This window comes from Actinoplanes sp. CA-015351 (assembly GCF_050955685.1).
In the GTDB taxonomy this organism is placed as follows: domain Bacteria; phylum Actinomycetota; class Actinomycetes; order Mycobacteriales; family Micromonosporaceae; genus Actinoplanes.
Genome location: NZ_CP192102.1, coordinates 7928717 through 7951425, shown reverse-complemented (window position 1 = coordinate 7951425; position 22709 = coordinate 7928717). Strand labels below are relative to the sequence as shown.

The 22709-nt window shown below is 67.7% G+C and carries 26 protein-coding genes; 11 read left to right on the top strand and 15 right to left on the bottom strand.

Annotated elements, in window-relative coordinates; translation table 11 throughout:
• Window positions 1-10: 10 nt before the first annotated feature.
• From ACQP2E_RS36160 to ACQP2E_RS36115, 10 genes are all read right to left on the bottom strand, one after another.
• A complete protein-coding gene (locus ACQP2E_RS36160; protein ID WP_433827444.1) occupies window positions 11-682 on the bottom strand; it encodes a FliH/SctL family protein in 672 nt (223 codons plus the stop codon).
• The gene (fliG, locus tag ACQP2E_RS36155) at window positions 666-1691 is read right to left on the bottom strand and encodes a flagellar motor switch protein FliG (RefSeq protein WP_433827443.1); all 1026 of its coding nucleotides are present in this window, start codon (window positions 1689-1691) and stop codon (window positions 666-668) included. Before fliG ends, ACQP2E_RS36160 begins: the two co-directional genes overlap by 17 nt.
• Window positions 1692-1727: 36 nt before the next feature.
• Complete coding sequence (gene fliF, locus ACQP2E_RS36150; RefSeq protein ID WP_433827442.1) at window positions 1728-3344, bottom strand: flagellar basal-body MS-ring/collar protein FliF; 1617 nt, start codon at window positions 3342-3344, stop codon at window positions 1728-1730.
• A gap of 1 nt (window position 3345) precedes the next feature.
• A complete protein-coding gene (locus ACQP2E_RS36145) occupies window positions 3346-3699 on the bottom strand; it encodes a flagellar hook-basal body complex protein FliE (protein WP_433827441.1) in 354 nt (117 codons plus the stop codon).
• Between the two features lie 5 nt (window positions 3700-3704).
• On the bottom strand, window positions 3705-4097 hold the full coding sequence (locus tag ACQP2E_RS36140; protein WP_111649820.1) for a flagellar basal body rod protein FlgC: 393 nt from the start codon (window positions 4095-4097) through the stop codon (window positions 3705-3707).
• 2 nt (window positions 4098-4099) lie between these two features.
• The gene (locus ACQP2E_RS36135; RefSeq protein WP_433827440.1) at window positions 4100-4447 is read right to left on the bottom strand and encodes a flagellar basal body rod protein FlgB; all 348 of its coding nucleotides are present in this window, start codon (window positions 4445-4447) and stop codon (window positions 4100-4102) included.
• 178 nt (window positions 4448-4625) lie between these two features.
• Window positions 4626-4949, bottom strand: coding sequence for a hypothetical protein (locus ACQP2E_RS36130; protein WP_433827439.1), 324 nt, complete (start codon window positions 4947-4949; stop codon window positions 4626-4628).
• A gap of 8 nt (window positions 4950-4957) precedes the next feature.
• Window positions 4958-5332 carry a flagellar export chaperone FliS gene (fliS, locus tag ACQP2E_RS36125; RefSeq protein WP_433827438.1) on the bottom strand — a complete coding sequence of 125 codons (375 nt, stop codon included), beginning with the start codon at window positions 5330-5332 and terminating at the stop codon, window positions 4958-4960.
• Between the two features lie 77 nt (window positions 5333-5409).
• Window positions 5410-6822 (bottom strand): flagellar filament capping protein FliD, encoded by a 1413-nt coding sequence (gene fliD / locus ACQP2E_RS36120; RefSeq protein ID WP_433827437.1) that lies wholly within the window; start codon window positions 6820-6822, stop codon window positions 5410-5412.
• Window positions 6823-6948: 126 nt separating this feature from the next.
• Complete coding sequence (locus tag ACQP2E_RS36115; RefSeq protein WP_433827436.1) at window positions 6949-8136, bottom strand: flagellin; 1188 nt, start codon at window positions 8134-8136, stop codon at window positions 6949-6951.
• 283 nt (window positions 8137-8419) lie between these two features.
• Here ACQP2E_RS36115 and ACQP2E_RS36110 point away from each other — a divergent pair, with 283 nt between their 5' ends.
• The 5 genes from ACQP2E_RS36110 (at window position 8420) to csrA (ending at window position 12045) form a co-directional block, all read left to right on the top strand.
• A complete protein-coding gene (locus ACQP2E_RS36110; RefSeq protein WP_111649825.1) occupies window positions 8420-8905 on the top strand; it encodes a flagellar protein FlgN in 486 nt (161 codons plus the stop codon).
• Window positions 8905-10329, top strand: a complete 1425-nt coding sequence (gene flgK, locus ACQP2E_RS36105) for a flagellar hook-associated protein FlgK (RefSeq protein WP_433827435.1) — start codon at window positions 8905-8907, stop codon at window positions 10327-10329. Before ACQP2E_RS36110 ends, flgK begins: the two co-directional genes overlap by 1 nt.
• A 62-nt stretch (window positions 10330-10391) precedes the next feature.
• Window positions 10392-11279, top strand: coding sequence for a flagellin (locus ACQP2E_RS36100; protein ID WP_433827434.1), 888 nt, complete (start codon window positions 10392-10394; stop codon window positions 11277-11279).
• A 2-nt stretch (window positions 11280-11281) separates the two neighbouring features.
• Window positions 11282-11719 carry a flagellar assembly protein FliW gene (gene fliW / locus ACQP2E_RS36095; protein ID WP_181557829.1) on the top strand — a complete coding sequence of 146 codons (438 nt, stop codon included), beginning with the start codon at window positions 11282-11284 and terminating at the stop codon, window positions 11717-11719.
• Between the two features lie 83 nt (window positions 11720-11802).
• On the top strand, window positions 11803-12045 hold the full coding sequence (csrA, locus tag ACQP2E_RS36090) for a carbon storage regulator CsrA (RefSeq protein ID WP_111649829.1): 243 nt from the start codon (window positions 11803-11805) through the stop codon (window positions 12043-12045).
• Window positions 12046-12090: 45 nt separating this feature from the next.
• Here the strand turns inward: csrA and ACQP2E_RS36085 are convergent, their stop codons facing one another.
• Window positions 12091-12954, bottom strand: coding sequence for a peptidoglycan DD-metalloendopeptidase family protein (locus ACQP2E_RS36085; RefSeq protein WP_433827433.1), 864 nt, complete (start codon window positions 12952-12954; stop codon window positions 12091-12093).
• A gap of 223 nt (window positions 12955-13177) precedes the next feature.
• Between ACQP2E_RS36085 and ACQP2E_RS36080 the strand changes: the two genes are divergently transcribed.
• Both ACQP2E_RS36080 and ACQP2E_RS36075 read left to right on the top strand, forming a co-directional pair.
• Window positions 13178-13906 (top strand): hydrolase, encoded by a 729-nt coding sequence (locus tag ACQP2E_RS36080; RefSeq protein ID WP_433827432.1) that lies wholly within the window; start codon window positions 13178-13180, stop codon window positions 13904-13906.
• An 81-nt stretch (window positions 13907-13987) separates the two neighbouring features.
• A complete protein-coding gene (locus ACQP2E_RS36075; RefSeq protein ID WP_433827431.1) occupies window positions 13988-14689 on the top strand; it encodes an SRPBCC family protein in 702 nt (233 codons plus the stop codon).
• 73 nt (window positions 14690-14762) lie between these two features.
• Here the strand turns inward: ACQP2E_RS36075 and ACQP2E_RS36070 are convergent, their stop codons facing one another.
• Window positions 14763-16367, bottom strand: a complete 1605-nt coding sequence (locus ACQP2E_RS36070; protein ID WP_433827430.1) for an ATP-binding protein — start codon at window positions 16365-16367, stop codon at window positions 14763-14765.
• Between the two features lie 76 nt (window positions 16368-16443).
• Window positions 16444-16656 carry a DUF7455 domain-containing protein gene (locus ACQP2E_RS36065; RefSeq protein WP_433827429.1) on the bottom strand — a complete coding sequence of 71 codons (213 nt, stop codon included), beginning with the start codon at window positions 16654-16656 and terminating at the stop codon, window positions 16444-16446.
• 237 nt (window positions 16657-16893) lie between these two features.
• On the opposite strand from ACQP2E_RS36065, the gene ACQP2E_RS36060 reads away from it, so the two are divergent.
• Together ACQP2E_RS36060 and ACQP2E_RS36055 are read left to right on the top strand one after the other, a co-directional pair.
• Complete coding sequence (locus ACQP2E_RS36060; protein ID WP_433827428.1) at window positions 16894-18126, top strand: S8 family serine peptidase; 1233 nt, start codon at window positions 16894-16896, stop codon at window positions 18124-18126.
• Window positions 18127-18239: 113 nt separating this feature from the next.
• Complete coding sequence (locus ACQP2E_RS36055) at window positions 18240-18653, top strand: response regulator (RefSeq protein WP_433827427.1); 414 nt, start codon at window positions 18240-18242, stop codon at window positions 18651-18653.
• Here the strand turns inward: ACQP2E_RS36055 and ACQP2E_RS36050 are convergent.
• Both ACQP2E_RS36050 and ACQP2E_RS36045 read right to left on the bottom strand, forming a co-directional pair.
• On the bottom strand, window positions 18650-19408 hold the full coding sequence (locus ACQP2E_RS36050; protein WP_433827426.1) for a class I SAM-dependent methyltransferase: 759 nt from the start codon (window positions 19406-19408) through the stop codon (window positions 18650-18652). The genes ACQP2E_RS36055 and ACQP2E_RS36050 overlap by 4 nt on opposite strands.
• A 3-nt stretch (window positions 19409-19411) precedes the next feature.
• Window positions 19412-20164, bottom strand: coding sequence for an SDR family oxidoreductase (locus ACQP2E_RS36045; RefSeq protein WP_433827425.1), 753 nt, complete (start codon window positions 20162-20164; stop codon window positions 19412-19414).
• A gap of 74 nt (window positions 20165-20238) precedes the next feature.
• On the opposite strand from ACQP2E_RS36045, the gene mshA reads away from it, so the two are divergent.
• Both mshA and ACQP2E_RS36035 read left to right on the top strand, forming a co-directional pair.
• Window positions 20239-21624 carry a D-inositol-3-phosphate glycosyltransferase gene (gene mshA / locus ACQP2E_RS36040; protein ID WP_433827424.1) on the top strand — a complete coding sequence of 462 codons (1386 nt, stop codon included), beginning with the start codon at window positions 20239-20241 and terminating at the stop codon, window positions 21622-21624.
• Complete coding sequence (locus ACQP2E_RS36035; protein ID WP_433827423.1) at window positions 21618-22106, top strand: YbjN domain-containing protein; 489 nt, start codon at window positions 21618-21620, stop codon at window positions 22104-22106. Before mshA ends, ACQP2E_RS36035 begins: the two co-directional genes overlap by 7 nt.
• Window positions 22107-22709 lie beyond the last annotated feature (603 nt).

The window sequence follows — 22709 nt, the reverse complement described above, 5'->3', positions numbered from 1 at the left end:
AGGTTCGCGCTCAGATCCGGAGCGCCTCGCGTGCCCGATGCATCGCCGACTCGATCGTCGCGTCGATGGTGGCAGTGCCGGTGGAGGCGACGGCGTCGCCGGGGCGCAGGCTGGGGTCGGGGCGCAGGGTGATCCGCCGCCCCTCGAAGTTGAACTCGTTGTTGCCGGGCTCGCCCACCAGCGTCTGGTAGTCGTCCGGGTGCAGGCTCACGGCCACGTCACCCTGCTGTGGTGCGGCGCTCATGGCCCGGCGTACCGCATCGATGCCGCGTTCCGGATCGTCGACCAGGGAACGCCCGACGATTGCCTCGGCCAGCTCGAAGGCGGTCGCCAGCATGACCTCCTGCAGCTCGGTGAAGGTCGGCGTCAGCTGGGTCTCCAGCTCGGTCACCGCCCGGCCGAGGGCGTTCACCGCCTGGACCAGAGCGGCGGCCCTGCGGTGCTCGTACGCCTCCTCGCTGGCGACAGCACGAGCCGCAGCGGTCTCGGCAGCCGTTGTGGCATCGCGTTTGCCCTGTGCCCAGCCCTCGGCGTAACCGGTCGTGCGGGCCTGCTGTTTCGCCCGATCCACGGCCTCGCTGTCGATCGGCTCGTCGCGGCGCAGGTCGACGGCGAACCGCGCGGCGGTGGCCGCATCGGCCACCGCCCCCCGGATCACCGGCCCGTCAAGCGATGAGTTCATCGTCTTCGCCACCGCGCTGGATCTCGATCTGTCCGGAGTCCTCAAGCGTGCGGATGACACCGACGATCTTCGCCTGTGCCTCCTCGACCATCTTGACCTTGACCGGTCCGAGCAGGTCGATCTCCTCCAGGAGGTTCTCCCGGCCACGCTCGGAGAGGTTCTTGGTGACCTTCTCGCGCACGGTCTCCGGTACGCCCTTGAGAGCGGTGGCCAGATCGGCCGGCTCCACCTGGCGAAGCACCAGCTGCACCGAGCGGTCGTCGAGGCTGATGATGTCCTCGAACATGAACATCCGGCGGCGGATTTCCTCGGCCAGCTCCGGGTTGCGTGCCTCCAGAGCTTCGAGGATGAGCCGTTCGGTCGTACGGTCGGCGCGGTTGATGATGTCGACAAGCGGTTGCAGGCCGCCGACCGTGGAGAGTTCGTCCGGCTGGAGCACTGTGGAGAGCTTGCGCTGCAACGCGGTCTCCACCTGCCGGATCACGTCCGGGGAGGTGCGGTCCATGATCGCGATACGGTGCGCGACCTCGGTCTGCACCTCCAGCGGAAGCCCCGCCAGGATCGACGAGGCCAGGGCTGAGGGTATGTGGGCCAGAACCAGCGCGATGGTCTGCGGATGCTCGTACTGGACGTACGAGAGCAGCTGACGCGGGTCCGCATGGCTGAGGAAGTTGAACGGGATGTCGTTCATCGACGCCTCGAGCCGATCCAGGATCAGCGCCGCCCGCTCCTTGCCGAGCGACGCCTCCAGCAGCTCCCGTGCGTAGTCCATGCCGCCCGACCCGGCGTACCGGGTCGTCGCCATGGCGTAGAACTCGTCCATCACGTCGTCGACCTGAGAGGGGTCGAGCTTGCCGAGCCGAGCAACCTCGGCGGACAGCATCTCGACCTCTTTCTCGGTCATGTTCGCCAGAACCTCGGCGGACTGTTCCTTGCCGAACTGGACCAGCATTATCGCGGCCTTGCGCGCGCCCGTCATCGAGAGCGTGGTGAGACCCGGAGTGGTCAACGGATACTCCTCAACCGTCGTGTTGCCAGTGGTTCATCAGCGCGTCGAGTCGGCCGAGAGCCAGCTGCGGATCAGCGCCGCGGTCTCCTCCGGCTTTTCCTTGACCAGCTGGTCGATCTCCTTTTGCCGCTCCTCGCGGGCCTCGTCGTTCTGGCCCGCCATGTTCGGGCTCTCCAGCACGTTCATGTTCATGCTGGTAGCGGTCGTGACGTCCAGCTCGGCCCGGCGCTGGGCCTCCAGCGCGGCCTGCATGTCCTCCAGGTGCTTGCGCTCCTCGGCGGTGAGCTGCTGGCGCTTCTTGGCCCGCTTGTTGGCCCGCCAGGCCAGGAAGATCAGCGCGAGGACCACGAAGAGCAGGGCGCCCGTCTTGATCAGGGTGAGCTGCTTGGCTTCCGTCTCGGCCGCGGTCGCGGCGGTGAGGGACGCCTGGGCCGCGTTGGCCGCGCTCGTGTCGAACGGCATCGAGGCGACAGCGATGGTGTCGCCGCGGGTGGCGTCGATACCGGCGGCCGCGCTGAGCAACTCCTGGATCTGGGCGGGGTCCACCGAGCCGGCCACGGCGCTGTTCATCAGGACCGAGACGTCCAGCTTCTCGATGCTGCCCGGCGCGTTCCGGCGTACTTCCTCGACCTCGTCGAGCTGCCGGTTCCGTACCTCGTTCTTGTTGTTGTACTGGCCGTTGCCCGCGTTGTTCGGCACCTGGATGTTGTCCGGGCCGAGCACACCGCCCTGGCCGGTACCGCTGCCGCTGTAGGTCTCGGTGTTGATGCTCTCCGACTCGGCCGGCGTCGCCGGGTCGGCGCTGTACTTCTTGCTGCGCGTCTCGGTCTGGTCGAAGTCCAGCGAGACCCGGCTGGTGACCACCGCGTTGCCCGGGCCGACCAGGCTGTTCAGCATGCTCTGGAGCGAGTTGTTCAGGCGGCTCTCGAACGCAGCGGTCTGCTGCTCGGTACCGCTCTCGCCGCCGGCCCCGATGGTGGCGCCGCCTCCGCTGGAGAGCAGCCGGCCGTCCGCGCCGGCGACGGTGACCTGCGTCGGATCGAGGCCCTCGACGCTCGACGCCACCAGGTGCACGATCGACTGCACCTGGTCGCTGGTCAGGTTTCCGTTGCCCTTCGACGCCACCAGGACCGACGCGGTCGGCTTGCTCTGGTCGTCGGCGAAGACGTCCTTCTGCGGCATGACGAGGCGCACGGTGGCCGCCTCGACGCCGTCGATGGACTTGATCGTGGTGGCGAGCTCACCCTCCAGCGCGCGCTGGTAATTGGTGTGCTGCATGAAGTCGCTCGTGGTGATGCCCTGCTGGTCCAGCAACGAGTAACCGGTGCCCTCGTCGTTGGGAAGGCCTTCACCGGAGAGTTGCAGGCGAAGGGCATTGACCTGATCGCGAGGTACGAGAATTGTCGAACCGTCGTTGGCCAGCTCGTAGGAGGCGCCCGACTTCTGCAGGGCCTCGACGATCGCGCTGGCGTCCTTTGTCGAAAGATTGTTGAAGAGAATCTGGTAGGACGGCTTGGCCGCCCAGGTGGCGAAGAAGTAACCACCGACGATGAGAGCGATGACCGCGAAGATCGTGACAGCCTTCTGTCCCGGGGTGAAGGCCTTGAAGGTGTCCGTGACGCGGCGTACCGGAGCGGGAAGGCGGTCGGTCATGTCACGCCTGCATCCTCATGATCTCCTGGAACGCCTCCACGGCCTTGTTGCGGATGGCCATGGTGAGCTGAAGTCCAAGAGCTGCTTCGGTCGACGCCATCGTGTACTGCGCCGGGTCGGCCAGTGTGCCGTTGGCGACCTGGACGGAGAGTTCGCTGGCCTTGCTCTGTGAGGCCTGGACACCTTCCAGGCCTTTGGCGAGCATGCCGGCGAAGTCCGCGTTCGGTCCGGTGGGCGCGGCTGTCCCGGAGTCGTCGGAGATCCCGCTGACGCCGCTGAAGCCGCCCAGCCCGGAGATGCCCTCGACGCCGGAGAAGCCGCCGATGCCCTGGATGCCACCGATAGGAGAGGTCATCACGATCACTTCCCGAGGTTGATCGCGGCGGTGTACGACTCACGTGCCCGGTCCACCACCGCGAGGTTGGCCTGGTACGCGCGCTGCGCCATCATCATCTGGGCCATCTGGGAACCCATGTCGATGTCCGGACGCCGGACGTATCCCTCGGCGTCGGCGAGCGGGTTGTCCGGGTCGTACGCGAGCACACCCTCGGCGCTGCCGAGCGAGATGCCGGCCACCTCGGCCCCGTTGCCGTCCTGCGCCGCACGGGCCTCGACGTACCGGGCCTGGAAGGCGTTCTCGGAGGTACGGGTGGTGGTGTTGATGTTCGAGATGTTGTCGGACACCGCGTCGAGCCACTTGCGGTAAACGGTGACGCCGGTGCCGGCTACCCCGATCGCGTTGAACGTGCTCATGATCAGGCCCCCTTGATGGCTTCGCGGAGCAGGCCGTATTTGCCGTCCAGCGCCCGGATCGCGAGGTTGTAGCGCATCGTCGTATCGATGTGGGAGAGGGTCTCCTCGTCGAGGTTGACGTTGTTCCCGTTGGGCTTTGTCGGCTCAAGGGACGTCATGACACTCGGGGTGACACCGCTCGCCGACTCGCCCTTGTCCATGGCGCCTTTGAGCTCTTCCTCAAATTTGACCTTACGGGCCCGGTAGCCGGGGGTCTCGATGTTGGAGATGTTGTTGGCAATGGCGGTCTGGCGGGCGGCAAGGCCGGCAACAGCGACGCGCAGTGCGGACGACGAACGATCATCGAACACGGGAGCTCCTAGCCGATCCGTTTGATCGCCGATCCGTGGCTTCTCGGTGAGCAATCCGTTGCTCGTACCCTGCAATTCGGCCTGAGGCGCGATCCGCTGAGTCCCAAGCGGTTGCTGAGAGGTTGCACACCGAGACGACAACGTCCCGGAACCCCTGCTGGGGTTCCGGGACGCGTGTTCACATCGCGCGGTCCAGATAGACGGGGCGCTTTACCGCCTCACCGGTCTCGATCCGGGCCGTCACCGACATCTGCTGGCGGTTCGACGTCAGCCGGCGGGCGATCTCTTCCGCCGCGGCCAGCTGCCTGGTAAGAATTTCGTCGGCCCGGGGCCGGAGTTCGAGCGGCAGCGCGCCCAGCTCGGTGGGTGGCTTCCACAGGTTGGCCGGCGGCGACTCGGCGTGCCGCTGTTCGTCGGCGAGCATCGACTCGACCGCAGTGACATCCAGCTCGAGCTCGTCGAGCGCTGCGGACCAGGCCTCCCGCCAGTCCAGGGTTTGCATCTAATCGCTCACGTCCCGGCCGAAGCCGCCTCGCGCCACGCGTCACGCAGCGGTTCCAACAGGGTTCGGCAGCTCGCCACCCGGTCGGCGTCCCGGGCGATGTTCGCCCCGATCAGCTCGGTGAGTACGAAACCGTACAAACTGGCCAGACCGGGAGCGCCGTCCCAGGCGTCCATGTCGAGCGTCGTCCGCAGTTCGAGCACGATCTCCTGAGCGTGCATCACCTTCGCGCTACCGGCTTCACGGTCTCCGTTGCGGAACGCCTCCTCGCCCTGGCCGAGGTCGAGAATCATCCGGTCGTAGAGCATGACCAGCAGCTTCGCTGGGGAAGCCGTGTTGATCGCATCCTGGAGGTAACGGTCACGAAGGTTGGGCGCGGTCATGAGTCTCCTCGGTCAAGGTCCGGTAGTTGGTCCTGTTGGCCGTTTGAGAGGCCGGTCAACGGGTGCGGCCGGCGCTGTTAAAGTCCGGAGAGCTGGCCGGAGAGCCAGCTCGACTGGTTGTTCAGCTTGCCGAGCGAGGTCTCCAGCGCGGCGTACTGCCGCTGCAGGGCCTGCTTCCGGGAGGCGAGCCGTACGTCCCAGTTCTCGATCTGACCACTGAGCGATTCGATCTCGTTCTTCCGCCCGGTGATCACGTCAGTGACGCTGTTCGACTGCTTCGTGGCCATCTCTTTGACCTGGTTCGCGAAGCCGATCGCGCCGCCCTGGATGCGGCTCGGGTCCTTGGCGTACTCGGACTCGAATTTCGTGCCTGAGAAGCTGAGTGTTCCGTCCCGGCTGAGCTCGATGCCGAGCTGGCTCAGCGAGCCGAAGGCGACGTCGGTGGTGCCGATGACAGTGCCATCTACGTCGTACTCGTTCTTCGAGTAGGTCAGGCCACCGCTGATCTTGCTGAGCATCGTCTGGTTCATCTGCCGGATCGTGAAGTCACCGGTCAGCGGCGAACCGGTCCGCGTCTCGGTGTCGTACTTGGTCTGCGTCTTGATCTCGTTGAACGCCTCGTTGGCCGCGTCGACGTACGCCTGGATCTTCGCCGTGATGGCGCTGACGTCGTTAGTGGCGGTCACGGTGACGCCGTTGGCCGGCTGGGTGGCGGTGATGGTCACGCCCGGCATCACGTCGGTGAACGTGTTCGTGGTGCTGGTGACCAGGTATTCGGACGCGGAGCCCGGGTTCATCTTCATCACGGCGTCGCGGCCCGACGTGTCCTGCACCGTGTAACCGTTGACGTCGTTCGTGTCGAACAGGCCCTGGACCTGGAAGCCGGTCGCGGCGCCGGTCTTGGAACTGGTGAACTGGAGCGCGCCGGTGCCGGTGCCGGTCTTGACCACGTAGGCCCGGATGCCGATGTCGGCGGAGTTCACCGCGGCGGCGACCTTCTCGGCGGTCTGCGGGCTGCCCACGTTGATGGTCTTGGCGGCGGTGCCGTCCGACGCGAAGGCGTCGTCGTCGGTGGTCAGGTTGCCGTCCTGGTCCGACCAGGAGCCGCTCTGGATGGTGAAGCTGGCCGGGAACCCGGTCGACGCGGTGTCCACCTGCAGGACCGAGGTCTGTGCGCGAGCAACGCGCATCACGTCGAAGGTGGTGGCGCCGGACATGCCGGACACGCCACCCGAGGCGGTCGCGGTGACCGCTTCGTTGTTCGACGAGGCCTTGAGCGAGCGCCAGGTGTCAAGTCGCGCGAGCGACTCGGCCGACGACTTGACCGCCTTCAGCTTGGCGTTCACGGACTGGTAGGACGTGATCGCCGTCTGAGCGGTCTCGACCTTGGTCTTGAGCTTGGTCTGCGGTGCGGCCTCGACCTTCATCAACTGAGTGATCATCGAGCTGGTCTGCATGCCGCTGACGAGTCCGTCTACCGAACTGGACACGGGAACCTGCTTTCGTCCGAGGACAATTGCGGCGGTGGGGGTAGCCGAACTTTCCGGCTACCCCCACCTATTCGGTCGCTTGGCGACGAGATTCAGTTGTTATGGGTGCTGTTCGGTTGCGAGCTATCAGCGGAGAAGCGACAGCACACCCTGCGAGGACTGGTTCGCCTGCGAGAGCATGGAGGTGCCGGCCTGGGTGAGGATCTGGTTCCGGGTGAAGGAGACCATTTCCTGTGCCATGTCGGTGTCACGGATCCGGGACTCCGAGGCGGACAGGTTCTCCACCGCGGTGTTCAGGTTGTTGATGGTGTGCTCGAAGCGGTTCTGCGACGCACCGAGCTTGGCCCGCTGGTCCGAGATCGACGTGATCGCCTTGTCGATCGCCTCGATCGCCGTCGCCGCGCCGGTCTTGCCGTTGCCGACAGCCGCGGTGGTCAGGTCGAGGTCCTTCAGGCCGAGGCCCTTGGCGTCCACGCCCTTGATGTTGATGTTCAGCGTCTCGCCGGAGTTCGCGCCGATCTGGAAGTCGCCCGCTGTCGCATTCGGGTTGGCGGCGCTGTCACCGCTGATGATGCCGGAGCCACCTTCGAAGGTCTTCGAGCCCTTGACCTCGAAGGAGACGGCACCGGTGGTCTCGTCGGTCGTCGTCGTGACGCTGAGTTCGTCGCCGCTCAGGCCGTTGGCCTTGAGCTGGGTGCTGAGCTGCTCGTTCATCTCAGCCGCGATCTCGTCCGGCGTCATGGTGTCGCCGGTGTTGGCGACGCTCACGGCGATCGGCGTAGCCAGGGTCTTGCCGGCGACGCCGGTGATGCCCAGGTCCTGCTGCCCGGTCGCCTTACCGTCGGCAGTGAGGGTGAGCGCTGCGCCCGTGGCCGACTGGGTGTTTCCGAAGTTGCCGTCAAGCAGCTTCGACTTGCCGAACGCCGTGGTCTCGGAGACCCGGTCGATCTCGGAACGGAGCTGCGAGAACTCGGCCTGGGCGGCGTTCTTCGCCTCGGAGTCCAGAGACGCGTTGTTGGCCTGAACGGAGAGGTCACGCATGCGCTGGAGCATGCTTGTGGTCTCGTTGAGCGCGCCTTCAGCGGTCTGCACGACGCTGATCGCGTCCTGCGAGTTGCGGACGGCGACCTTGAGGCCACCGACCTGGGAACGCAGGCCCTCGGAGATCGAGAGGCCGGCCGCGTCGTCGGCCGCCCGGTTGATCCGGAAACCACTGGACAGCTTCTCGAGCGACTTCGACATCTGGTTGTCGGTCACCGAGAGGTTCCGGTAGGCGTTCTGCGCGGCGATGTTCTGGTTGATGCGAAGACCCATTGAAAAACTCCTCCTTGACTGGGGTCCGTACCGGCCCGTCCTTGAGCCGTGGTGTTACGCCTCATCCATTCGGCCGATCACCGAGAGGCCATGAGTCATTCTCTGAGATTTTTTCGGTCTTTATCCGGCTAATCCGGGAAGCCCGGCCGTCAGTCCGACTCCGGGTGGTCAGGTGGGGTGATCGTCGGAAACCGCTCAGTGGCGCGGGGGATGTGCCGACCTGTCCGAATGAGCGGGTCCGCCGAGGGGGTGAGCCCGACAGCGAGACGACACGGAGGTCCGGGTGAGCCTGACCGACCTGGCCAGCGTCCTGTGGCGTGCACGTGAGCTGCTGGAGATGCTGCTGTTCAAGCTTGAGGAGGAGCAGTTGCTCCTCGCCGCCAACCGGTCACGCTGGCTCAGCCACGCCACCCGCGAGGTGGAAGTGGTGCTCGACCAGATCCGGCAGACCGAGGTCATCCGCGCCGCCTACTCGCAGGAGGTCGCCGCCGAGCTGGGTCTGTCGCCGGATGCTTCCCTCGGCGAGCTGGCGGATGCGGCACCCGACCCCTGGTCCGATCTGCTGCACCAGCACCGTAAGGCGTTCCTGCTGCTGACGTCGGAGATCAAGGCCTTGGCCGACGTCAACCGTGACCTGCTCACGGCCGGGCAGCGCGCTGCTCGCGAAACCATGCTCGCGTTTGCTCAGACTGTGGAAACGTACGGGCCGCAGGGCCAGACCGTCACCGGCGGCGCTCGCCGCCCCAGCCTGGTTGATGAGGCGATCTGATGGGCAGCACATTCGGTGGAATCAATACGGCACTGACTTCGCTCTACGCGCAGCGCCGTGGCCTGGACGTTTCGGGCCAGAACATCGCCAACGCCAACACCGAGGGTTACACCCGGCAGCGCGTGGTGATGCAATCGCAGAACGCCAACCTGGTACCGGGCGTGTACGCCACCACCGACGCGGTGGGCAGCGGCGTCACAGTGTCCTCGGTGGAGCGATTGCGCAACGGCGCACTCGATCAGCGCAGCTTCACCGAGCATGCAAACTCGGCGTACCACAACGAGAAAGCTTCGGCGTACACGCTGATCGAGGACGCCTTCGGCGAGCCGAGCGACACCGCTCTGCAGGCTCGTCTGCAGGACATGTGGGACGGCTGGAACGCCGTCGCCACGAACCCTGACAAAGCCGCTCCGAAGGCGGCGATGATCCAGCAGGCGACGACCGTCGCGGCCACTCTGAACGACGCGTCCAAGCAGCTGAACAACCAGTTCGAGGCGACTCGTGCGGGGCTGGACACGTACGTCGGCGAGGTCAACAAGACGGCCGACACGATCGCCAAGCTGAACAAGGAAATCGTGATCGCCAAGGGTGCCGGCCTGCAGGCCAACGAACTGCAGGACCAGCGGGGCCAGGCGATCCTGAAGCTGTCCGAGATGGCCGGCGCCACCGCGACGGAGTTGCCGAATGGTGCGATGAGCATCTACGTCGGCAGCGCGCCGCTGGTCGCCGAGTTCTCCACCCGCAGAGTGGATATCCAAGCCGGCAGCGCCCTGCGGCTTGAGGACCTGGCGACCGCCGAGGTCAACCTGAGGTGGTCGGACACCGGTACGCCGGTGAGCCCGGGCGGCAGCATGGGCGCGTCGATGGAGTTGCTCGCCCGCGGCGGAACGCTGGACAGCATGTCCCAGCGCCTCGACACGGTCGCCACCACGCTCGCGTCGACGGTGAACACCCTGCACAGCTCCGGGTACAGCCTCGACGGGACAACGGGGCAGGACTTCTTCGTGGCGAGCAACGTGAACCCGCTCTCGGCCGCGAACATCTCGGTGGGCATCACCGAACCCGACAAGGTCGCCATCTCGTCGGGCGACCCGACGGGCACTCCCGGTGTCCTCAACGGTGAGCTCGCGGACGACCTCTCCGAACTCTCCACCTCGCGAGTCGGCGCCGACGCCGAGTACCAGTCCCTGATCGGCGACCTCGGTGTCGCCGCGCAGTCCTCGATGCGCCGCCGCGACATCCAGAACGCGGTGACGGACCAGGTGGACGCCTCGCGGGACGCCGAGTCCGGGGTGAACCTCGACGAGGAGATGACCAACCTCCTCACCTACCAGCGCGGATACGAAGCCGCGTCCCGAGTTCTCACCACTATCGACTCGATGCTCGACCAACTGATCAACAGGACCGGCCTTGTCGGTAGGTAGGGGGAGTCCCGTTCATGAGTAGTAGTCCGCGGATCACCGAAAGCAGCGTCCGTACCCGCACCATGGCAAGCCTGCAGCGGACGATGTCCCGTACGCAGACCGCGCAGGACCAGATCTCCAGTGGTAAGCAACTGCGGCGTCCGTCCGATTCGCCGACCGGAACCGTGACCGCGCTCCAGTTACGCAGCGAGGTTCGCGCGAACCAGAAGTACTCGGCCAACGCGGACGACGCTGTGGGCCGGCTCGGAGCCGTGCAGGACACCCTGCAGGACTCGATCGGTCTCATCTCCAAGGTCCGCGAGCTGACCTTGGCCGGGGTCAGCGCCGGTGGTGGCAGCACGCCGGAGGCGAACAAGGCCAGGGCAGCCGAGATCGAACAGATCAAAGGCACCCTGATCCAGTACGCGAACACGAAGTACCTGGATCGACCGGTCTTCGGCGGTGCAACACCCGAACCCGCCGCCTACGACTCATCCGGGGCTTACGCCGGCGAATCCAACGGCGAAATGCTCCGAGCGATCGGCCCGAACGCCAAGGTGCGGGTCGACGTACGAGGTCCGGAGGTCTTCGGAGCGGAGACCATAACGGACTCGAATGGTAATGAGGTCGCAAATCCGGCACAGCTCTTCAAGGTCTTGGACGGCCTTGCGAAGTCCATGCGTGACGGAGACAGCACCGGAATAACTGCTGGGCTACAGAATCTCGATAAAGCGTCGCAGATCCTGAATTCCACTCTTTCGGAGGTAGGTGCCCGATATAATCGGGTTACCCAGATGAAGCAGTCCGCTGAGGATCGCTTGATGTCCGTGTCGTCGCAGCTCTCCGATATCGAGGATGTCGACCTGCCGAAGGCGATCATGGAATTGCAGCTCCAGCAGACCTCGTATCAGGCCGCCCTGGCCGCCACGGCCAAGGTGATCCAGCCCTCGCTCATCGATTTCCTGAGGTGACCATGACTACTCGCACCGCGTCCCGACCGATTGAGGCCACCGTGACCGACCCGTCGCTCGGGTTGCCGACCATCACGATGGCGGTGCCCATGCCGGGTTTCCCGGCGCACCGGGAATTCGTTCTCGTGCGCCTCAACGACGAAGGCCTGCTCTTCGCGCTCACGTCTGTCGACAACCCGGAGCTGCGCTTCCTGGTCGCTCCGCCGGAGCCGTTCTTCCCGGAGTACGCCCCGGAAATCGAGAACCAGGTGTTCGCGGCGCTGAACACGAAGGACCCGGACCGTCTGCTGCTGCTCTCGGTGATCACCGCTGGGCAGGACGAGACCACCGCGAACCTCCTCGCACCGATCGTGGTGGATCGCGACAGCATGCGGGCCATGCAGGTTGTCCTCAGTGGAACCGGCTACCCGGTCCGGGCGATCATGAACCGCCACTTCTGATCCTCCTGTGAGGCGCGGTCGCGGTTTCCATCGCGGCCGCGCCTTTGCCATGCTGTCCGTTCCATGGATGGAGGAGGGCACCGATGCTTGTGCTGACCCGGCGGGCAGGGGAGAGCGTGATGATCGGCGACGACGTCGTCATCACGGTTCTTGAGGCCCGTGGTGACGTCATCCGGCTTGGCATCCAGGCTCCTCGGGACGTACAGGTCCATCGCGAGGAGGTTTATCGCGAGCTCCAGGACGCGAACCGGGCGGCCGCATCGCCGACCGAGGAAGCCGTCCACGCGCTGGCCCGGATGCTCGAGAAGCCCGACCCGGACGAATGAGATGCCCGGCGCCTGTCGCGAACAGCGGCAGGCGCCGTCTTGTCCTTATCGGATGGTCAGGCCTCGGACCCGGTAGAAGGCGATCGGGTCGACCGCGTTCGCGTGCGTCGCCGGCACTCCGTTCACATGCACCTCGAAGTGCAGGTGCGGGCCGGACGACGACCCGGAGGTGCCGACGTTGCCGAGCAGCTGGCCCTTCTTCACGATCTGACCGACCTTCACGACCGGGCGCCGGACCATGTGGCAGTACCTGGTGACGATGCCGCCGGCGTGCTGGACCTCGGCGTACCAGCCGCAGCCGCCCAGGTTGCGGTTACCGTCCACATCGCACGAACCGGCCGAGACGTTGCAGACCACCCGGATCACGGTGCCGGCCGCGGCGGCCAGGATCGGGGTCTCACGGGTCGCGGACAGGTCGACCCCGTCGTGCGAAGGGCGAGCTACCGTACGGAATCCGCTCACCAGGCTCGCGCCGACCGGCAACCCCCAGCTCTCGCCCTTGACTGGTTTCGGGATGGCCGGCGCCGGATCGGAGGGCGTGACCGGAATGGCCGGCTTCGTCGCGCAGACCGGGATCCCGGTGTCCGGGCGTACGACGTACGCGTCCGAGACATACGAGCCGTTCGCCAGGTGATCCCAGAGGTTCGTGGTCCGTACCGTGCCGGTGACCTGCTGCGCCGCGACCTGGCAGAGAATCCAGACCGTCTTGCCGTTCTCGACCGAGCCGACCCGCTCGGCGCTCGGGGACGGTGAGCGTCGCATGTTCAGCGGTGTCCCGCCGGTCATCGCACTGCCGGTCACCACCGGCACCTTGGCCGCCGTCGCAGTCGCGGTGGGCGCCGCCTGCGCGGCCGTGGGCAGCAGCGTGCCCAGCAGAGTGGCAGTGGCTACGGCAGCGAGTACCTTCATGCTTTCCCTTCCCGGCACGCGAGGCGCGTACGCGCGGTCGAGGGAAAGATTGCCGGGGTACGGATGCCGTTCCGGTGCCCGGAAAGTGCGGTTCGGTTGCGCCGTGCGGACCGCGGATGACGCTCCTCACCTGCACCGGCGGCTGACCCGGCCGACAACGTCGCTCCCGCAATCTCATGGTCAGACGGGAAGAACCCCGTCCCTTCGATTGCGGGGAGCAAGCGTGGTGGTTGAGCGCGAGACAGTGGTCGCCGGCGTTCTGGATCTGACAGTGGACGCCCACGTGCACACCGGCTTCTCCTCCGGCCGGGAAGCGGTCGGTGTGGTGGTCTCGGCCGCCGACCGGGCGGGCCTGACCGCGCTCACCTTCGCGGACCAGGCCGGCCCGGACACCGCCTGGCTTTCCGCGTACGCCGATGCGGTCCGCCGCGCCCGCCACCGCACCGAGCTGACGCTGCGGGTGGCCGCCGAGGTCGAGGTGGTGAGCCCGGACGGCTGGCTGGCTCTGCCGCCCGACCTGGCCCAGCTGGACGCCCTCTCGGTCGCGGTCTCCGCGCTGCCGATCGGTGGCGAACTCCTGGACGCCCGGCAGATCCGGGACCGCCTCGACGCCGGCGTCTTCACGTCCGCGCAGGTCGCCGAGCACCTCGTCGGAGCCACGATCAAGGGCATCGAGCGGGCCTCCCGGTACGTTCCGGCCCAGCTGGCCCGGCCGCTCGCGCTCCTGGCGCAGGCCGGTGTCGACGACTCCGCGGTGAGCCCTGCGCTGGTCGCCGACCTGGCCGCCGCCTGCCGCAGCACCGGCACGGTCGTGGAGATCAGCGAAGCGTGGCGCAGCCCGTCACCGCGGATGGTGCAGGCGCTCCGGGACGCCGCTGTGGCGCTCGTTCCCGCGAGTGACGCCCGGTACGCCGCAGAGGTCGGCCGCTGGCAGTACCTCCGCAGGGTCTGAGCAAAGCATCAAAACTGAACACGACCAGTGCTCGTCTCCGTACGCTCGGTCATGCCAGCACTTCAGCATGGGAGAGTTGCGATGAGCATGGTTCAGCAGGCGATCGAAGTCAGTGCACCGGTACACACGGTGTACGAACAGCTCGCGGCGTTCGAGAACTACCCGCGTTTCATGACCGGTGTGCGGCAGGTGACGTCGATCGGCGCCGACCAGACCCACTGGATCATGGATGTCGACGGTAAACGGCGCGAATTCGACGCTCAGATCATCGAGCGGTCGATGGACGAGCGGGTCTCCTGGTCGACGATGGAAGGTCCGCTGCTCGCCGAGACGCTCACGCTGCGGCCGATGGGTGAGACGAAGACCCAGATCGTCGCGCAGCTCGAGGCGGACATCGCCTTTCTGATGCCGAGCGACCGGCACGGGCAGGAGTCCCTGAACCGCCGGCTCAAGGCCGATCTGACCACGTTCAAGGGCCTGGTGGAGAGCGGCGTGCTGGGCGGGCGCCCGATTCCGACCGGCGCCAGCACGAAGCAGATCACCGGACGCTCGTTCCTGGGCAACGCCCCCACGACGAACCCCGCGTCACCGGCCTCGGTGGCCCAGCGCATCCGTAACCGCAACGCCGCTACGCCTCCACCCGGACCCGGCGCCGGATGGGACACCGGCGCGGAGCCCGAGATCAGCGGAGGGATCTCCGGCAGCGCTCCGATGGGCGGGCATACCAGCAAGTCCGACATGTGGGGCGACGGCATGATCAACGAGGAAGAACGCGGCAGCTGAGCCGCCAAAACGTCGTGAAGGCCGGCCCCATCGGGCCGGCCTTTCGCGTGCCGGCGAGGCCGTCGGCGAGACCCTAGGCGGGTGCCCGCTCCAGGGTGACCAGCAGGCGGGCGCCCTGTGGGGTGGCGTGTTCGTAGCGGACCGTGCCGCCGTTCGCCTCGACCAGGTGGCGGACGATGAAGAGGCCGAGCCCGGCGCCCCGGCTGAACCGGCCGAAGAGGCCCGGCAGCACGTCCTCCGGAATGCCGGGACCGCTGTCCTGCACCACCAGCAGCACGGCCGTACCCTGCGGCTCGGCCTGGACCACGATCGGCGGCGCGCCGTGGGTCAGCGCGTTCTTCAGCAGGTTCTCCACCACGACGGTGAGATGGCCCCGGTCGATCAGCGCGGCCAGGTCCTCGTCGATCGCGACCTCGACGTCCTCGCCGGCCATCGTGGCGCTGACCGTGCGGACCACCTCGAGCAGCGGCGCCGGCACCCGGCGGGCGGTGACCGAACCGGTGTCGAGCCGGAAGAGCAGCTGAAGGTCGTTCATCATCTTGACCAGCCGCCGGGTGTTCTTGTCGATCTTCGTGGCGAGTTCCAGACGGATGTCGTCCGGCAGGTCCGCCCAGTCCGCGCAGAGCAGCTCGGCGAGGCTGGCGATCGAGCTGATCGGCTGCGCCACGTCGTGGGTCAGCATCGAGGTCAGGTCGTTCTTGAAGGCGAGTGCCGAGGCGAGCTGGGCGTTTCCTCGTTCCAGCTCGGCGGCGTGCTCAGTGAGTGCGTCCTCAGCATGCTTGCGTTCGGCGATGTCGACGCAGGTGGCGACATATCCGCGGGTCGTTCCGGCGGCGTCCGGGATAGCCGCCATGCTGGCGAGAACCGGCACCGCCGTGCCGTCGGCGCGCGGGATCGTCCAGTCCCCGCCGGATCCGGGTGGCGGCAGCGGTGGCGGATCGCGGGATACGTCGTCGTCGGCGTACCCGGTCAGCTCCCGCCACCGCCGGTTCACGTCGATCACCCGGTAGTTGGCGTCGAGCACCATGACCGCCTCGTTCATCGACTGAAGCAGCGTCTGGGCGAAATCCTCCCGGTCGCGCAACTCCTCGACGAGGGGGCGCTGCTCAGGGTCGGCCTGGGCCTCGTCGAGAGCGCGATCGAGAGCGCGCAGGGGCCGGGGCCGGGCCAGGAACGCCCCGGCGGTGAGAAGCAGGAGGGCGCCGGCCTGGGACAGCGACATGACGCTGTCCGGCCCACGCCCGGGTGTTGCGAAAAGCCGGGACACCAGCGCGACAAGCGCGATGACGGCGACGCCCAGCAGCAGGGGGTCGGCCACGCGGAACGGCATCGAGCCGTCCTGCCGGGGCAGCCGCAGGTCGAGGAAGGCGAGGGCCAGCCCGGAGAGCAGGGTGGCGACGGACGCGGCCGGCTGGTCGACGAGGGCGGCGGTCGCGAGTCCGGTGGCGCTCAGGGCGAGCAGTACGGCGGCGCCGGCGCGTAATCGGCCGGCCCCCCCGCCGGATATCGGCGCGGCCTGGACCAGCAGGGCGATCCCGGCCGGAATCAGCGCGACCGCCGGAGTGGACGAATATCCCTCCGGCGGCCCGCCGTCGTCGAGCGTGCGCGTGCTCACGACGCCGAAGACGGCGACCGCGATCCCGGCGCACCCGGCGATCAGCCGGGACAGCCTGCCCACGCCATGCGCCGCGATATGCACATATACCCCCAAGACGTGAGGGAAAGAGCATAACGCGGCGAACCGGTGCGGGCGGTTACTTGCCCGCCCAGACGAAGCCCTCCTCCAGGCGGATCTTGCTACCGATCCGGAGGATGTCGGCGTCGTACCGGTTGGCGTGGTGGCCGCAGAACGCCAGCTCGCCACCGCTGGACACCTCGACCTCCAGCTTGGCGGCCGCTCCGCAGCGGTCACAACGCTCGGTCAACTCGCCTACGGTGTCGATCTCGGGCGACAGCAGAGTGGTCATATCGCTCTCCTTGCTCAGGTGGCGTACAGCGGGCGGTCCTGACAGCAGAGATGTTCGGTTCGGCACACGGTCGGGTTAAGGGTTCCCGGTGTGATCAGACCGATGGAAATTGGCCCGGTCACCGGCAACCTCAACGCACCTCGGCAGGACCCGGATGCGCTCTCGTCTCAGTTCAACATTTCCCTCAAGTCGCTACGGCATGCCTTCGGCGCCGGAGCAAGACCGAGAGGACACCGCATGTTCGGTACCGACGCCCGCTACCAGGCCGTACGTCTCATCGCTGCTGCGAGCGCCGCATCCGTGACCTTCTTCGGTCTTACCGCACCGGCATCAGCCGCACCGGCCGCAGCCCCGCTGGGCGTCATCACCGGCGCCGGCGTCGAGGGCGCGGTGCCGGGCAGTTACATCGTGGTCCTCAAGCCCGGCTCGGCCGCTGCCGGCCGTGTTTCCTCAGCCTCGCAGGAGTTGGCGCGCGAGTACGGCGGAACGGTCGGCGCGAACTACCTCTCGACCGTACGCGGATTCCAGCTCCACGCGACCGCGTTCCAGGCGGCCCGCCTCGCCGCCGACGAGTCCGTGCAGTACGTCGAGCAGGACGCGACGTTCAGCAGCACCGCCGTGCCGAGCGCTTCGGCGGAGCAGGTGACCTGGGGTCTGGACCGGATCGACCAGCGCACCGCGAAGCTCTCCAAGAGCTACCGGTACACCTCGGCCACCGGCGTCACGGCGTACGTGATCGACACCGGCGTCCGGGTCTCGCACCAGGAGTTCGGCGGCCGGGCGAGCAACGGCTGGGACTTCGTCGACAACGACAAGGTCGCCAACGACTGCAACGGTCACGGCACGCACGTCGCCGGCACCATCGGCGGCGCGACCTACGGCGTCGCCAAGGACGTCGACCTGGTCGCGCTCAAGGTTCTCGGCTGCGACGGCTCCGGCAAGTTCTCCGACTTCATCGCGGCCGTCGACTGGGTCACCGCCAACGCGAAGCTGCCCGCCGTGGCGAATATGAGCCTCGGCGGCCCGGTCAGCAAGGCCCTCGACGCGGCCGTCAACAGGTCCATCGCCAAGGGTGTGACGTACGCGATCGCCGGCGGCAACGAGAACAAGAACGCCTGCAAGAGCTCGCCCGGCGGTACGCCCGACGCGATCACGGTCGGCGCGGTCGACAAGTTCGACAAGCGGGCCTCGTTCTCCAACTACGGCACCTGCCTCGACCTGTTCGCGCCCGGCGTCGACATCAAGTCGGCCGGCAAGGCCTCGAACACCGCGGTCAAGACGATGAGCGGCACCTCGATGGCGGCGCCGCACGTCGCCGGCGCGGCCGCCCTGGCGCTCGGCGAGCACCCGGACTGGACGCCTCGCCAGGTCCGCGACGACCTGGTCACCAACGCCGGCTCGGGCCTGGTCCGCAGCCCCGGATCCGGCTCGCCGAACAAGCTCCTCTACACCGGTCACCTCGCCTCCTGAGGCTCCCTGGTCCCGCACGCCCCGCGACGCCAACTGCGTCGCGGGGCGTTCGCCGTTTCGGTGTCGTGCGGTTCGCGAAGCGCCCCTTTTCGGGCCCGGCGGCGGATAGCGTGATGTTCGACCACAGCCCCGAGGAGGAACGCATGTCCGAGGCGCCGGTCGTTGAGAAGCCGACCGTCCTGGTCGTCGACGACGAAGAGGATCTGCGCGACATCATGCGCCGCATGCTGGAGCGCCGTGGGTACGCGACACTGGTGGCCGGTGATCACGAAGAGGCCATCTCGGTCTGCCGTGCACATCCGGAGATCGCGGCCCTGGTCACTGACCTGACCTTGCCGGGTGTCTCCGGCGGCGAGCTTGCCGGAGTTGTTCAGGACCTGCGCCCGGGACTCGGCGTGGTCTTCATTTCGGGGCTGCCCAAGGACATCGCCGTCACCAAGGGCCTGGTCGGCGAGGACGCCCTGCTGGTGAAGAAGCCTTTCACCGCTGACGCGTTGCTGGAAGCCCTCAAATCCGTGGTGGCCTAAGCAACACCGGGCCAGGGAACCGTCAGCTCGCCGCGCCGCCATCGGGCCGGGCCGTCCAGCACGGGCCAGCCCTCGGTGCGCATCCGCCGGACGGTGGCGAGCCAGCGCTGCCTCGGCCCGAACGGCGTCGCTTCGGTCTCCCACGCGCGGCCGAGCGAGCGCAGCAACTCGTACACCGGATGACCCGGCACGTTGTGGTGGATCAGCGCTTTCGGCAGCCGCTCCGCGAAGATCGCCGGATGCTCCAGGTCCGGCAGCCGGGCCGAGAGGGTCAGTGTGCTCGGCACACCAGCCTCGACCACCGCCCAGGTGGCGATCCGGCCCAGCTCGTCACAGGTGCCCTCGATCAGCAGCGCGCCGGTCGCGGTCATCGTCCGCCAGGCCGCGGCCACCTCGTCCTCCGGGTACTGACGCAGCACGTTGAATGCGCGCACCACGTGCGGCGCCAGCCCGGCCAGCTCGAACCCACCCCGACGGAACTGCAGGAACGGCGGATCCGCGTGGGGTTGGGCGTCGGTTACGCGTACCGAATCAATCTCCAAACCGACCACCGTGACGTCTGGTCGCACCGCGGCCGCAAGGCGGCCGCGGAGCTCTACCGCGGTGACCGGCGTGGCGCCATACCCAAGATCAATGACTAGCGGCTGCGCCGCCTCTTTCAAGAGCGACGAGCATCGGTACGCGAGAAAGTTGTCCACACGGCGTAACCGGTTGGGATTGGTCGTCCCCCGGGTGATCGCGCCGAGCGGCTTCACGTCTTACTTCTCCCGGTGCACCTTGTGCTGGGCGGCCTGCGCGATCGGCCGCACCACCAGCCGGTCGATGTTGACATGGTGCGGGCGGGTGGCCGCGAACGCGACGATGTCAGCGATGTCGCCGGCGATGAGCGGTTCCTTCACGCCGGCGTAGACCGCGTCCGCTTTGCTCTGATCACCGGCGAAACGGTTCAGAGCGAACTCGTCGGTCCGGACCATCCCCGGGTCGACCTCGATGACCCGGACCGGCTTGCCGGCCAGTTCCAGCCGGAGTGTCCCGACCAGCGCGGTCTGCGCGTGCTTGGCCGCCGTGTAACCGCCGCCGCCCTCGTAGACCACGAACGAAGCGGTTGATCCGATCGTCACGATCGTGCCGTGGCCACTCGCCTCCAGTGCTGGGAGCAGCGCCTTGGTGACCCGCAGGGTGCCGAGCACGTTGACGTCGTACATCCACTGCCAGTCGTCGACCGACCCGGCCGACACCGGATCCGCCCCGCGCGCGCCGCCCGCGTTGTTGACCAGCAGGGTGAGAGTGCCCAGCCCGGAAACCGTCTCGGCGAGCCGCGCGACCGATTCGTCCGAGGTCACGTCGCACTCGACCGCGGTCGCGCCCGAACCGATCTCCTTGACCAGCGCGTCCAGCCGGTCGGCCCGCCGGGCCACGGCGACCACGTGAAATCCCTCGGTGGCGAGCCGGCGTGCGGTTGCCGCGCCGATGCCGCTGGAGGCTCCGGTGACCACTGCGATGTTCTCCATGTACCGATCTTCCCTCATGACCTGGGTCACCCTCGTTCGGCTGCATGGTGGTTCGCACCCCGCCGATGGGGAAGATGAACGTTGGCGCAACAAGTTTTCACACCGGAAGCGGCGCTGAAGCGGAGGGAGTCACCGTGGCATCGGGTTCCGGCTCGTGGCCTGCTCCTACTCCTCGGCGGATTGCGACACTTTCCGTGCACACGTCCCCGCTGGAGCAGCCCGGCACCGGCGACGCCGGTGGGATGAACGTGTACATCGTGGAGGTCGCGAAGCGTCTCGCCGCGCGCGGGGTCGAGGTCGAGATCTTCACCCGGGCAACCGCGAGCGGGCTGCCGCCGCTGGTCGAGATGTCGCCCGGTGTGCATGTGCGGCACGTCACCTCGGGGCCGTTCGAAGGGCTCGACAAAGAGGAGTTGCCGTCGCAGCTCTGCGCCTTCACCACCGGTGTGCTGCGGGCCGAGGCGGCGCACCCGCCCGGCTACTACGACCTGATCCACTCGCATTACTGGCTGTCCGGCCAGGTGGGCTGGCTGGCCCGGGAGCGCTGGGGTGTGCCGCACATCCACACCGCGCACACCCTCGCCAAGGTGAAGAACAAGTTCATCGCGGCCGGTGACCGCCCCGAACCGCGGGCCCGGGTGATCGGCGAGGAACAGGTGATCGCCGAGTCCGACCGGCTGGTCGCGAACACCCGGTTCGAGGCGCAGGACCTGATCACCCACTACGACGCGGACCCGCGCCTGGTCAGCGTGGTGCAGCCCGGCGTCGATCTGGAACGTTTCCGGCCCGGCGACGCCGACCGGGCCCGGTTCGGCCTGCCCGAGCACGGCCGGATCATCGCGTTCGTCGGCCGGATCCAGCCGCTCAAGGCCCCCGACGTCCTGATCTCCGCGCTCGCCGAGATGCGCGCCGCGGGCGGCTCCTCCGACGCCGCCGGCGGCTCCTCCGACGTCACCGTGGTGATCTGCGGTGGACCCAGCGGCAGCGGCCTGGACCGGCCCACCTCGCTGATCGAGCTGGCCGGTTCACTCGGCGTCGCCGACTCGGTGGTGTTCCTGCCCCCGCAGACCGGCGCCGACCTGGCCGCGCTGTACCGGGCCGCCGACCTGGTCGCGGTGCCGTCCTACAACGAGTCGTTTGGCCTGGTCGCCCTCGAAGCGCAGGCCTGCGGCACCCCGGTGGTCGCCGCCGCGGTCGGTGGCCTGGTCACCGCGGTCCAGGACGGGATCAGCGGCGTACTGGTCGACGGGCACGACCCGGCCGACTGGGCTCGCGTGCTGGAACGGCTCCTCGACTCACCCGCGCAACGCCACCGGCTGGCCGCCGGGGCGGTCGCCCACGCGTCGCAGTTCTCCTGGGATCGCACTGCCGACAACCTGCTGCGGGTCTACCGTGACGCGGTGACCGAACACCGCGCGCTGATCGCGGCGCGGCTCGAGGGGGCGACGTACGCATGGTGAAGAAGCTGATCACCGACTTCCTGACTTCGCGTGAGCTGGAGTGGGAACCGACCGGCGAGTCGTCCTTTGTGGTCACTCTGCCGGGCACGCACAAACTCAAGACGGCCTGCAACCTGATCGTCGGCGAGCACGCGCTGCGGATCGAGGCCTTCGTGATGCGCCGCCCGGACGAGCGCCACGAAGAGTTGTGGGCCTGGATGCTGCGCCGCAACGCGCGGATGTACGGCGTCGGGTTCTCGATCGACGCGGTCGGCGACGTCTACCTGACGGGCCGGGTGTCGCTGAAGGGTTTGGACGAGGACGAGCTCGACCGGATCCTGGGTTCTGTCCTGACATATGCGGACGAGTCGTTCGACACGATGCTGGAGATCGGCTTCGGCTCGTCCATCCGGCGCGAGTGGGAGTGGCGGGTCAAGCGGGGGGAGTCGCTCGCGAACCTGCAGGCCTTCAAGCACCTGGCCGAAGGCCCCGCCAGCGCCTGAGGGGGTGCGCTTCGGCTGGGTTGCGGACGGCGTTGGTGCGGCCAGGGCGGCGCTGCGGCGTGCGGCGGGTGCGGCGGGTGCGGCGTGCGGTGGGTGCGGCGGGTGCGGCGGGTGCGGCGGGTGCGGCGTGCGGCGTGCGGTGGGTGCGGCGTGCGGCGGGTGCGGTGGGTGCGGCGTGCGGTGGGTGCGGCGTGCGGTGGGTGCGGCGGGTGCGGTGGTGCCGTGGCGGCGCTGCCCGGACCAGCCTTTGGACCTGCCTCGGCTGCGGCCGGGTTGCTGCCGAAGGCCATCTTTGCGACGAGGATCGACTGGATCGGATCCGGGAGTGCTCAGCTCGTCGTTCAGCCCAGATGGGGGCCCACGCAAGGATCCGGCAGCGGTGACGAGACCACACATAGCGCTTGCGTGAGCTCCTGTCTCGGCCCTGGCATAGATGAAGTCCCACGTTGCCGTTACGTGCGTCTTCATCCACACCAATCACGCCGTTGCGTGCGGCCTCATCCACACCGATCACGCCGTTGCGTGCGAGCCTGGTCCCTGCCGATCGCGTGCCCGTGAAGCGGGACTATCGCGATATATCAGACCGTCGAGCGCCTGCAGGGC